This is a genomic window from Alteromonas sp. 4NS20-0143, assembly GCF_057542855.1.
The window spans coordinates 248,623-260,653 of the sequence record NZ_BAAJLR010000001.1 but is presented as its reverse complement, the minus strand read 5'-3'; the positions used below and the strand labels follow the sequence as shown (position 1 = coordinate 260,653).

At 44.1% G+C, this 12,031-nt stretch carries 9 protein-coding genes and 2 tRNA genes; 1 reads left to right on the top strand and 10 read right to left on the bottom strand.

Features of this window, described 5'->3' with window-relative positions:
• Positions 1–79 precede the first annotated feature (79 nt).
• Complete coding sequence (rluF, locus tag AC27HD_RS01085; protein ID WP_032096566.1) at positions 80–826, top strand: 23S rRNA pseudouridine(2604) synthase RluF; 747 nt, start codon at positions 80–82, stop codon at positions 824–826.
• Between the two features lie 181 nt (positions 827–1,007).
• On the opposite strand, the gene rpsO is transcribed toward rluF, so the two are convergent.
• The 10 genes from rpsO to AC27HD_RS01035 form a co-directional block, all read right to left on the bottom strand.
• Positions 1,008–1,277, bottom strand: a complete 270-nt coding sequence (gene rpsO, locus AC27HD_RS01080; protein WP_032096567.1) for a 30S ribosomal protein S15 — start codon at positions 1,275–1,277, stop codon at positions 1,008–1,010.
• 132 nt (positions 1,278–1,409) lie between these two features.
• Positions 1,410–2,384 carry a tRNA pseudouridine(55) synthase TruB gene (truB, locus tag AC27HD_RS01075; RefSeq protein ID WP_487103236.1) on the bottom strand — a complete coding sequence of 325 codons (975 nt, stop codon included), beginning with the start codon at positions 2,382–2,384 and terminating at the stop codon, positions 1,410–1,412.
• A complete protein-coding gene (gene rbfA / locus AC27HD_RS01070; protein WP_032096569.1) occupies positions 2,385–2,786 on the bottom strand; it encodes a 30S ribosome-binding factor RbfA in 402 nt (133 codons plus the stop codon). It lies immediately after the preceding gene.
• A gap of 90 nt (positions 2,787–2,876) precedes the next feature.
• Positions 2,877–5,459, bottom strand: coding sequence for a translation initiation factor IF-2 (gene infB, locus AC27HD_RS01065; RefSeq protein WP_349377715.1), 2,583 nt, complete (start codon positions 5,457–5,459; stop codon positions 2,877–2,879).
• Positions 5,460–5,483: 24 nt separating this feature from the next.
• A complete protein-coding gene (gene nusA, locus AC27HD_RS01060) occupies positions 5,484–6,980 on the bottom strand; it encodes a transcription termination factor NusA (RefSeq protein WP_032096571.1) in 1,497 nt (498 codons plus the stop codon).
• 45 nt (positions 6,981–7,025) lie between these two features.
• Positions 7,026–7,484 carry a ribosome maturation factor RimP gene (gene rimP, locus AC27HD_RS01055; protein ID WP_032096822.1) on the bottom strand — a complete coding sequence of 153 codons (459 nt, stop codon included), beginning with the start codon at positions 7,482–7,484 and terminating at the stop codon, positions 7,026–7,028.
• Between the two features lie 584 nt (positions 7,485–8,068).
• A tRNA-Met gene (locus AC27HD_RS01050) sits at positions 8,069–8,145 on the bottom strand.
• 53 nt (positions 8,146–8,198) lie between these two features.
• Positions 8,199–8,275, bottom strand: a tRNA-Met gene (locus tag AC27HD_RS01045).
• A gap of 193 nt (positions 8,276–8,468) precedes the next feature.
• The gene (locus AC27HD_RS01040) at positions 8,469–8,771 is read right to left on the bottom strand and encodes a 4a-hydroxytetrahydrobiopterin dehydratase (RefSeq protein WP_487103233.1); all 303 of its coding nucleotides are present in this window, start codon (positions 8,769–8,771) and stop codon (positions 8,469–8,471) included.
• A 163-nt stretch (positions 8,772–8,934) separates the two neighbouring features.
• Positions 8,935–11,631: a TonB-dependent receptor gene (locus AC27HD_RS01035; protein ID WP_032096573.1), complete on the bottom strand. Its 2,697-nt coding sequence runs from the start codon at positions 11,629–11,631 to the stop codon at positions 8,935–8,937.
• Positions 11,632–12,031: the final 400 nt, after the last annotated feature.

Here is a 12,031-nt window from a genome sequence, read left to right as displayed (position 1 = left end):
AACAGCCGCTATTTTTTATCTAACGAGTCGTGGTGACTTACCAACACACAGCCCTAAACAACAGAGGAAACCGAGTTCAATGAGCGAGCAGACGCTTAAACGCTTGAATAAATACATTAGTGATACAGGATTATGTTCTCGCCGTGAGGCCGATAAACTTATTGAACAAAATCGCGTTACCATTAATGGCAAGACTCCAGAATTAGGCACTAAAGTAGGCCCTAACGACACTGTAGAAGTTGATAAAAAGCGTATTGGCGCTGTTGCCAAGGACAAATCAGATCGCGTCTATCTTGTTTATAATAAGCCTATTGGCATCACCTGCACCACAGAGCGTCACGTGAAAGGCAACATTATTGATGCCATTGGCCACAAAGAGCGAATTTTTCCCGTAGGTCGCCTCGACAAGCCTTCAGAGGGACTTATTATCTTAACTAGCGATGGTGACATCGTAAATAAGATATTGCGTGCAGAGAACGCGCACGACAAAGAGTATGAAGTCACGGTAGATCAACCGGTAAGTGATAGGTTTTTGACTAAAATGGCTCGCGGCGTGCCTATTTTAGGGACGGTGACCAAGCCATGTACGGTTAAGCAAACAGGCAGAAATAAATTTACTATTATTTTAACCCAGGGCCTGAACAGGCAGATTCGCAGAATGTGTGAATTTTTAGGGTATGAAGTTACTAAGTTAAAGCGCACGAGAATTATGCATTTAGCGTTAAGTAACCTTCGTCCAGGACAATGGCGAGAACTCACCACTCGGGAACTAGCTACTTTGAATAATGCGGTAAAACACTCAACGAAGACATCGCAAGAAAAGTAAGACGGTATAGGTGTTTAAAAGAAGAGTGCTCATCGGTGATCGTAAAAGCACGTGTAAACGTGCTCATAAAACAGTTACAAAACACCTGTAGACCCCAAGTAAGATAGCAGTAAAAAGATAGCACTAAATTCAAGGCACAAAAAAAGCGTCCAATGGACGCTTTTTTTGTATAACCCAAGTCTTATCGACGAAGGCCTAGACGCTTGATAAGGTCAAGGTAACGCTGTGCGTTCTTGCCTTTAAGGTAATCTAGTAGCTTACGACGCTGGCTAACCATACGAAGAAGACCACGACGTGAGTGGTGATCTTTCTTATGATCAGCAAAGTGACCTTGAAGCTTGTTGATGTTGTGAGTAAGCAAAGCTACTTGAACTTCTGGTGAACCAGTGTCGCCTTCTTTAACGCCATACTCAGCAATGATTTTTGCAGTTTGTTCTTTAGTTAGTGACATAACATTCTCCTAAATTATGTTCCGCCGATCACTAATTCAGCAGAACGGAATGAAGCGCGTATTATAATGACGCTTGCCCAGTTAGCAAGCCACAAAGGCACTTTCTTTTTATTATTTCTTCTCTACTATTTTTTAAGAAGGATATACCACCCGTCGTTTAGGGTTAACGAAGATTTCGTTTTTGGGCTGTCCCTGATCTCGCGGGTCTTTTACCCCCTCGCCTACGCCTAAAAACAACAAATCGTCTGCCTGCTGATGATAAACGCAGTAGGAAACACCAGCGATAAGCTCTGCTTCGCACACACCCTTAACACTTTGACCATGGTCAAACCGACTGCGTTCTTCGTCATTAATAGTAATACGAGGCAAGCGACTTACAGCTGTATCCATGGGGATAAGAAAGGCATCTAATGCGGCAAAGTCACCCTCATCGAGTGATTCTTGCGTGCTGATAAGGGTATCTAATGACACCATTTTATCCGTTGGATAATCTGCAACTTCGGTGCGATGCAAACGTGTTACATACGCGCCGCAACCTAGGTTTTGACCTAAGTCGTCAACAATTGAGCGTATGTAGGTTCCTTTGCTGCACTTTATTCGCATATCCACGTAAGGCAATTCGATGCGCAAAACATCAAGCTCAAAAACCTCAATATCGCGAGGCTCTCTCTCTATTTCAATACCTTGACGGGCATAGAAATACAAAGGCTTGCCTTGATGTTTGAGCGCGGAAAACATAGAGGGTATCTGCTTGCTTTTACCTAAAAATGCAAGGCAAGCTTCGTTAACCTGTGCATCAGTAACATCAACGGGCTTCTCTTCAACTACTTCGCCATCAGCATCTGAAGTGGTGGTACGAACACCTAATTGAGCGGTAACTTCATAGGTTTTTTCGGCATCGAGCAAGAACTGAGAAAACTTAGTTGCCTCGCCTAAACACAATGGCAACATGCCGCTCGCTAAAGGGTCTAGTGCACCTGTGTGCCCCGCCTTTACTGCCTTATACAACCATCGGACCTTTTGAAGCAGCTGGTTAGATGACCCGCCAAGGGGCTTATCAAGTAGTACTATGCCGTTAATATCACGGCCTTTACGTCGTCTTGCCATTTACTCCGACTCTTGTTCGTCATCAAGGTCGCGCTTTGACTCATCAGAAGCAATGGTTTGAGACACCAAGTTCGAGATGCGCATACCTTCAATGATCGACCTGTCTTCGAAGAAATGAAGATCAGGTACCGAGCGCATGCGTAGACGCTTCGCTAGTATGCTGCGCACAAAGCCTTTAAGTTCTTTAAGCTGCTTAAGCTGCACTTTGCCTTCTTCTTCAGTGCTGTTGTAGATAGTGACGTAGATTTTCGCGTGTGCTAAATCTCGTGATACCTCAACTTCAGACACAGTGATTAGCGGCATGTCGCCTACTCTGTGCTTGTATTCGTTTTGAAGGATACTCGCTACTTCTTTATGAACTTGCTGAGCGACCCTATCGGTACGTGAAAATTCACGAGCCATTGTAAACTCCTTACCCTATTTATAATAAGCGTATAGACAAAAGCGGGAGCACTCGGCCCCCGCTTTTTAAATGCCAACTAAAACAGGCAATTAAATTTCGCGCTTAACCTCAACGATTTCGAAGACCTCAATTTGGTCACCTACTTTCACATCGTTGTAGTTCTTCACGCCAATACCACATTCCATACCGTTACGAACGTCTTGCACGTCGTCTTTAAAGCGACGTAGCGACTCTAGTTCGCCTTCGTATATAACAACGTTTTCACGAAGTACACGGATTGGGTTGCTGCGCTTAATGTTACCTTCGGTAACCATACAACCTGCAATCGCACCAAGCTTAGGCGATTTGAATACGTCACGCACTTCAGCCAAACCAATGATTTCTTGTTTGAACTCAGGTGCAAGCATACCGCTCATGGCCGCTTTCACTTCGTCGATAAGGCTGTAGATTACGCTGTAGTAGCGCAAATCAATTTCTTCCGCTTCAAGCACTTTACGCGCAGATGCGTCGGCACGAACGTTAAAGCCAACAACAATTGCACCAGATGCCGCTGCAAGTGTAGCGTCAGTTTCAGTAATTCCACCAACACCGCTACCAACGATGTTAACTTTTACTTCTGATGTAGAAAGTTTAGTCAGTGATTCAGCAATCGCTTCAACAGAGCCCTGCACATCGGCTTTAAGTACGATGTTCAATTCGCTCACGTCGCCTGATGCCATATTCGCAAACATGTTTTCAAGTTTCGCTTTTTGCTGACGTGCTAACTTAAGCTCACGTTTCTTCTGATGACGCTTCGCAGCTACTTCACGAGCTTTACGCTCGTCCTGCACTACTGCCGCATCTTCACCGGCAACCGGTACACCAGATAAACCGAGTACTTCAACAGGCGTTGATGGACCAGCAAACTTCATCTCTTGTGCATTTTCATCGCGCATTGCACGAACACGACCGTACTCTTCACCACATAACAGGATGTCACCTGGGCGAAGTTGTCCTTCTTGAACCAATACAGACGCTACAGGACCACGGCCTTTATCAAGACGTGATTCAATAACGATACCGCGACATGGACCTTCAGGTACCGCTTTTAAATCAAGCAATTCAGCTTGAAGTACGATAGCTTCTAGTAGTTCTTCAACACCCATACCAGTTTTCGCTGATACGTTACAGAACTGGTGCTCACCGCCGTATTCTTCTGGAATAACTTCAAGTTGAAGAAGCTCGCTCTTAACGCGATCAGGGTCCGCAGACTCTTTATCCATTTTGTTTACAGCAACAATCAAAGGAACGCCAGCCGCTTTAGCATGCTGAACCGCTTCTTTAGTTTGTGGCATAACACCATCATCGGCAGCAACAACCAAGATAACAATATCAGTCGCCGTTGCACCACGTGCACGCATTGCAGTAAATGCCGCGTGTCCAGGTGTATCTAGGAAAGTAATCTCGCCGTTATCAGTTTCTACTTTGTAAGCACCGATATGCTGAGTAATACCACCTGCTTCTCCGTCTGCTACTTTAGCGCGACGAATGAAATCGAGTAATGATGTCTTACCATGGTCAACGTGACCCATGATAGTTACTACTGGAGCACGAGTTGTTTTAACACCGTCCATGCCTTCAGCAAGTAATTCATCTTCTAGCGCATTGTCATTCACTAACTCAAACTTATGACCCATTTCTTCAACCACTAAAACGGCTGTGTCTTGGTCAAGCACTTGGTTAATCGTTGCCATCTCACCCATTTTCATCATGGCTTTGATAACTTCATTAGACTTAATCGCTAACTTACTTGCTAATTCACCAACCGTAATAGTAGCGCCAAGTTTAACTACGCGCTCTACAGGTTGTGCAGGCTTGTTAAAGCCTTGCTTAAGGTGTTCACCAGCATGTTTTTTCGACTTGCGACGACGGCGTGATGAACGCTCAACCTGCATGTCTTCTTCGTCTTCTGCTTCTTGAGCATAGCGATTTGAGTGCAAGTGAACTTCTTCAGCTTCCGCTTTCTTACGACGCTCTTCTTCTTCTTTCCAGCGACGTTCATTTTCTTCAGCTAGTTTACGCGCTTCTTCAGCTGCCTTTTTGGCATCTTCTTCAAGCTTCTTCTGAGACTCTTCTTCTTGAGCCTTACGTAAACGTTCTTCTTCTTGGCGATCTGCTTCTTGCTTCGCTTTTTCAGCTTCAGAAAGTTCCGGCTCGTTTTTCTTGCGAGCTTCAGCGTCTTTCTTAGCTTGCTCTGCACGGCGGGCACGCTCTTCGTCAGCTGCTTTTTTCGCTTCTGCTGCTTTGCGTGCTTTTTCTTCCGCTGCTTGCTTAGCTTCTGCTGCCGCTTTTTCTTCAGCTTCGCGCTTAATACGCTCTTCTTCCTGACGCTTCGCTTCTTCTTCAACGTCAGTACGTTTAACGTAAGTACGTTTTTTGCGTACTTCAACTTTTACTTCTTTCGACTTTCCAACGCTTAGTGTACTGGTCGTCTTGCGCTTTAATGTCATGCGCGTGGGCTCTGCTGAGCTACCGTGTTGCTTACTTAAATGATCCAACAGTTTTTGTTTCTCTTCTTCGTTAACTTGACCGCCGGCATTCTTTACAATACCCGCGTCTTTAAATTGGCCAACCAATCGGTCAACGGTCGTACCAATGTCGCTGGCGAGCTTTTCTATAGATACATCTGCCATTACGTAATTATCCCCCTGTTGACCTTACTCTTCTTCACTGAACCAAACGATGTTACGAGCAGCCATTATTAATGCACCTGCCGTTTCGTCGTTAAGTTCATCGATATCATTGATATCATCGGTGCCTTGTTCTGCTAATTCTTCTAGGTCGGTAATACCGCGGCTGGCCAACACATAAGCCACGTGTTTACTCATACCTTCAAGATTTAATAAGGCTTCTGTCGGTTCTGCACCTTCAAGGGACTCTTCGTCCGCTAGTGCTCGCGTAGTTAGGAAGGCACGCGCTCTTGTACGCAGTTCTTCAACGGTATCTTCATCTAATCCTTCAACCGCTAAAAGTTCACTTACTGGAACGTAGGCTACCTCTTCTAACGTGGTAAAGCCTTCATCTACTAGTACTGATGCAAAATCTTCATCAATATCAAGACCAGCTGTGAATAGGTTAAGTACCTTCGCGTTTTCTTCTTCGTGTTTCTTGTTGAGATCGTCAACCGTCATCACGTTAAGTTCCCAGCCACTTAGTTGGCTGGCTAGACGTACGTTTTGACCGCTTCTACCAATTGCTTGCGCAAGGTTATCTGCTTCAACTGCTACGTCCATCGTGTTGTTATCTTCATCAACAACAATCGATGCTACCTCTGCAGGCGCCATGGCGTTGATAACAAATTGCGCTGGATTTTCATCCCACAATACGATATCGACACGCTCACCGCCTAGTTCTCCAGATACTGCCTGTACGCGTGAACCACGCATACCAACACACGCACCCACTGGGTCTAAGCGTTTGTCGTTAGTTTTAACGGCAATTTTTGCTCGTGAACCTGGATCCCGTGCTGCAGATTTTATTTCTAATGTTTCTTCCGCGATTTCTGGTACTTCAAGGCGGAATAATTCAACCAGCATGTCTGGGTGAGTACGGCTAATAAATAGCTGTGCACCACGGGCTTCTGGACGAATAACATAAAGCAGACCACGTACTCTATCACCTGGACGGAATGTCTCTCTTGGGAGCATATCGTCGCGGTAAATAACACCTTCTGCGTTATTACCTAGATCAATAATGATGTTGTCGCGATTAACTTTCTTAACCGTACCAGTCACTAACTCGCCAACTCTGTCTTCGTACTCAGCAATCATTTGCTGGCGTTCTGCTTCTCGGACTTTTTGTACGATAACTTGTTTTGCAGTCTGCGTAGTTATGCGGTCGAACTTAATAGATTCAATCTGTTCTTCAACATAGTCACCCAATTCTATCTCTGGCTCATCAACCTGAGCCGCTGAAATTGTAATTTCAGCGTATGGGTTTTCTTGTTCTTGGTCATCCGGTGTAACTAACCAACGACGGAATGTGTCAAAGTCGCCAGACGTTCTGTCGATACTTACACGAACTTCTATTTCGCCTTCATTTTTCTTTTTCGTCGCGCTTGCAATCGCAAACTCTAACGCTTCAAAAATCTTTTCTCTAGGCACTTGTTTTTCATTTGAAACGGCTTCCGCCACTAACAAAATTTCTTTATTCATTTTCGCCTCTCTTTTGCCTTCGTCGATGAAAGCAGAGCTGTTCCGTTAATCGAACGTGGGAACAACGTTACCTTTTTCGATATTCGCCACAGCTAACTGGAACTGTTGGCCATCCACTTCAATACTTATCATGCCGTCTTCGCAAGAAAGTACTTCGCCTTTGAAATTACGTCTGTCGTCCATCGGCATAGACAAACGAACTTGAACCACTTCACCCACAGAAGCCTTATAATGCTTTTCGTTGAAAAGCGGTCTATCCATTCCCGGTGATGACACTTCCAAGTTGTATTCGGTACTGATCGGATCTTCTACGTCTAATATTGCGCTTACTTGATGACTAACATCTGCACAATTATCAACGGAAATACCATTCTCGTGATCAATAAAAACGCGAAGAATAGAATGTTTCCCCGCACGTACAAACTCGACACCAACCAACTCGAATCCAAGTGCTTCAACACCAGGATTTAGCATTTCGGTTAGTTTATCTTCAAGTCTTGCCAATCCAAACCTCCAAAAACGAAAAAAGGGCCATAAGCCCACCTGTCATCACCTAGATAAACGTTACTTCACTAGGTTTTAATACAACAAAAAGCCCCGGACTAGCGGGGCTTTTTGTTGTAATTCTGAACCCTATACCATCACTTTTAGAAAGCGACATCTATGTGGGTAAAAACACCGTCAGGTGATAGCTTGCTATTAATAAGTGCGTTACTTTCCTAAAAACTTGAGGGAGCCCGCTCTCATTACTTAATCACTGCATTATACGTACAGGCACTGCATTAAGCAACAGCGATACAAAATTTACTCTATTTCTTTGAACATGGCTTTCGCTTTCACAAGCTTTGGAACTGGAAAGTGTATCTTTTATAAAGGGCGGCAAGATCTCGCGTAGACTTTCAATCTAACTGGGTAACTCAATACAATAATGGTGCAGTGTAATCGCTGGGATTTTTTTCTGCACATTTTTTCTGCACATAAAGATGCAGAAAGGAAAAGAGTCTGGAATGTAAAGCCGCCGCTAAAGAGACCTATCATGTACAGTTAAACATGCAAAAAAAAACCCAGCGTTAGCTGGGTTTTTAATGTGGTTGCGGGAGCAGGATTTGAACCTACGACCTTCGGGTTATGAGCCCGACGAGCTACCAGACTGCTCCATCCCGCGTCTGTACGGTAAAATGTGATATTCACATTTTAAAAATTCTGGTATATTTTCTGTGGTTGCGGGAGCAGGATTTGAACCTACGACCTTCGGGTTATGAGCCCGACGAGCTACCAGACTGCTCCATCCCGCGCCAGAAAATATCGGTTGAGATTGCTTGGCTTTTCTTCCTCGCCTCAACGTGGAGCGTATTATACATAGGGACTTTTCTAACACAAGCGTCTAACATCAAAATATTGCATTTTTCTGACTGTTCGCAGGTTTATTGAACAATGTGTGCAAACATAATACAAAATAATGCGCTTTATCCGCTTTTACGTCTCTATCTATTTAAACTTTTCCATTTTTTCAGCCATTGAAAAGTCGAGATCACTCAATCCATCAACATCATGAGTGGTTAATTTTACTTCCACTTTGTTATAAACATTAAACCATTCGGGATGATGTTTGAGCTTTTCAGCCCAAATAGCAATTTGTGACATCCAACCAAACGCTCGAATAAAACTTTTAAACGAAAACGTCTTTGTTATTGCATCACCGTCTCTCACCCATTTGTCACCATCAACGACCAATTCGTTGAGTGTGACTAATTTAGACTCAATGGCGGCGTCATCTAGTTTCGTTGTCATAGCACTATCTCCTACTGTTTTGGATACTCTAAATAACTCAGCGTTAAATTGAAAAGTAAACGCTAATATTAAAATGCCAAGTTTCAGGTATCAGTGGTGACAAATGTTTACAAAAAAGCCGGCATCGAAGCCGGCTTTGCTATTTTATATAAAAAACTAACTATTAAAACTCAACAGCAAGCCTTGCATATATTTGACGACCTCTTGGATCGTGAACCTTAGAGTCGAAGCCACTGTTTGTGAACAATCTAGGTGGCTCTTCGTCGAACAAGTTGATTCCACCAATGGTAAGAACGTAGCTCTGCTCAGTATCGTACATGCTGCCAATATCGATATTATACTGCGCATCTACAGTTACCATACTGTCTACTTCAAAGAAGCCGCCAGCACATGTACCTGTATTAGAGGTACCGTCAGCACAGTTTTGATCATCGTCGTACGAAGAGATATAGCGTACAAACAGGTTAGCTGCGTGAACGTCGTGTTTCCATCCAAGACCTACGTTAACACGAAGCTCTGGTGACGAAGTTCCGATATTGTTGAAGTTACGTCTTCCCGCACCGTCGATGCTTCCAGCTTGTGGGTCAGAAAGGTCATACTTTGTGATGTAGGTTGCATTTAATGAAGGTGTAAATACGCCTGCATCTGACTCAAGTTTGTAACTTGCAACAAAATCAACACCCGACGTTTCCAATGAACTCGCATTGACATAGGTATTGTTTATTTGTAGCACAGGCCCAGTAAGTGGGTCACCGGCACGCAATACGCGATCAGTATTTGTAGGGTCTGCATTCAATACTGCTTGCGCATTTTCTTGAATAATCAGGTCTTCAAACTCGAAGTTCCAATAATCAACTTCAATGGAAAGATCTCTAAATGGCTCATAAGAGAAGCCGATATTATAAGCTGTTGACTCTTCTGGCTTAAGATCTTCATTACCTTCCGTTCTAACTGCAACGAATGCTGTTGCGCCCTGAACTGGATCTTGAAGCTGCTGTAGGGTCGTCGCGCCACCTTGAGCTAAGAATACAGTAGGTGCTCGGAATGAGGTTGATATTGAGCCTCGTAGTGAAAACTCGTCAGTAGCTCTGTAAGAAACCGCTAACTTCGGATCTACCGTACTGCCAATAGTACCGCCGTAGTCTTCGTAACGCACGGCTACCTGAACGTCTAACTGATCGTTAATTGGCAATGCTAATTCACCAAATGCAGCCCAGACGTCCTGACTACCGTCAATGTCAGGGTTACCGATTACAAACGTAAAGCTATCTTGGTTAGATAGTGCGTCGTAATCCATACTGAGGTCTTGGTTTCTGTACTGTAAGCCAAGCGCTAACGCAGCAAAACCACCGTCCATTTCAAATACATCAAATGAGGTGAACGCTTCAATCACTTCTAAGTCAGATTTTGAATCAATAACCTGTTTTGCTGTGAATGAATCAACAACATAGTCTGAGTTAGGCGCCGATGTGTAAGACGTTGAAAACGGATTAAAGAACTCACAGCTGCCTGCACCTGGCGTGCCTGTAACCGGGTTACAATCTGAACCACCAAAACCGAATAGCGCCAACTGGAACTCTGTATTCAGTACGTCAGGTACTTGGAACATAAAGTCGTTAACTGCTCTGGTATAGCTTACTTCCCAGAAACCGGTGTCTGTTACGCCCTGAAGGTTTGTGCTGAATCTGAATGTATCTGACTCTGTGTTAGCAGGGTCGCCAGCAAAACCGTTACCCTCTGCACGGCCGAAAAACGCAACGCCTGTGCCGAATGGGTTTTGTGGATGGTAATCTGGAACAATCGGCGACGTTAAGATAGGAAAGCTAGGTGCCCCGCCACGTTCAGCGCGGTTTCTTGCCATACCGAACTCTGCAGACCACGTTATGTCATTATCAAACTCATAGTTTGCGCTAACATAGGTATTGAGGCGACTTTCATCAGGTACATAAGAGTAGAACTTACCGAAGTCGAACTGACAAAAGCCAACTTCTAAGCCGCCTGGCGCTGTTCCACTTGGCGCTAATAGCCTTTCAGAACCACCAAATTCCTCACACCCGTAAGGGTCGATAATGGGTGTGCCTGTTGGTAAGAAGTAAGAGCCTGGGTTACCTAACGCACTGGTATCATCCTCTGGGCGACTTAAACGTCTGTCAGCGATAAATAAGGGTGAACGATTAGTGTAACTAATAGCGGCCATTACATTGCCGTTATCGCCAGACGCTCCCCAAAGACCTTGGAGTACGTATTCGCTGTTATCGCCATGGGCACCGTCTTGATAGTCGGCTGTAATCATTGCGCCGTCATAGTTGCGCTTTGTGATGAAGTTCACTACGCCAGCTACCGCATCAGAACCGTATAGTGCAGACGCACCGTCTTTCACTACTTCCATTCTGTCTATCGCTATCATTGGTACGAGTGAGCTCGTATCAACAAAGTTAAGACCTTGGTTGGTAGGCTGAGCGGTAACAACCTGGCGTTTGTTGTTTAGAAGCACTAACGTAGATGCAACACCTAAACCGCGAAGGTTTATATTAGATGTACCTGCTGTCGCATTTTGAGTAAATGCGTCAGGATTGTTTTCTGCGCCAGTATTAATAGTAAGCGTTTGTGTGATATCAGCGATATTTTTTGCACCAATCGAGTCGATTGCGACGCTATCTACCACTGCTAGAGGAGAAGGAGATTCAAAGTTTTCGCTGCGACGAACGAAACTACCGGTAACAAGAATAAGTTCAACATCCCGTTTTGCTTCTTTTTCATTTTCGGTGTCAGCTTCTTGGGCTGTTGCGATCATGGGAGAGCAAAGTAATGCAGCGCCAACATAAGCAGCAACTGCAGTTTTACGCGTATTCAATTTCATAGTGTGATTCCAAATCTGGGCGTTTCACTACCGGCAAATATAATCTCGCGTTCCGCTAGCGACCTGCTATTCGATTTTCTGTTATTTTTATAAGGGCATAAACAACCTATGTCCTCAAATTGATACTATGCCTGATTCCTAAGTTTGTAAATTTATTGTGAATAATATGTTTACATTAATTTTACACATGGTCTTACCAGTTATACTTTAGGATAAGCGTTGCGGTGAATATCGATAATAATGGGTAGAAATTGCGGATTAGGTGTGAAATTAGTACACGACCTGCAGCTCTCTTGTTCAGAATGAAATATAAACATCAACAAATTCATAACCTTAAAAAACTTGGAAATGCGGAACGGTTCTTGTTAACTCCCTTTTATTAGTCACAAATAGAAGAAAA

What these genes read in the sequence shown, in the direction of transcription:
- rluF (WP_032096566.1), top strand. Translation starts at nt 80, where the DNA reads ATGAGCGAGCAGACGCTTAAACGCTTGAATAAATACATTAGTGATACA.
- rpsO (WP_032096567.1), bottom strand. Translation starts at nt 1,277, where the DNA reads ATGTCACTAACTAAAGAACAAACTGCAAAAATCATTGCTGAGTATGGC.
- truB (WP_487103236.1), bottom strand. Translation starts at nt 2,384, where the DNA reads ATGGCAAGACGACGTAAAGGCCGTGATATTAACGGCATAGTACTACTT.
- rbfA (WP_032096569.1), bottom strand. Translation starts at nt 2,786, where the DNA reads ATGGCTCGTGAATTTTCACGTACCGATAGGGTCGCTCAGCAAGTTCAT.
- infB (WP_349377715.1), bottom strand. Translation starts at nt 5,459, where the DNA reads ATGGCAGATGTATCTATAGAAAAGCTCGCCAGCGACATTGGTACGACC.
- nusA (WP_032096571.1), bottom strand. Translation starts at nt 6,980, where the DNA reads ATGAATAAAGAAATTTTGTTAGTGGCGGAAGCCGTTTCAAATGAAAAA.
- AC27HD_RS01040 (WP_487103233.1), bottom strand. Translation starts at nt 8,771, where the DNA reads ATGACAACGAAACTAGATGACGCCGCCATTGAGTCTAAATTAGTCACA.
- AC27HD_RS01035 (WP_032096573.1), bottom strand. Translation starts at nt 11,631, where the DNA reads ATGAAATTGAATACGCGTAAAACTGCAGTTGCTGCTTATGTTGGCGCT.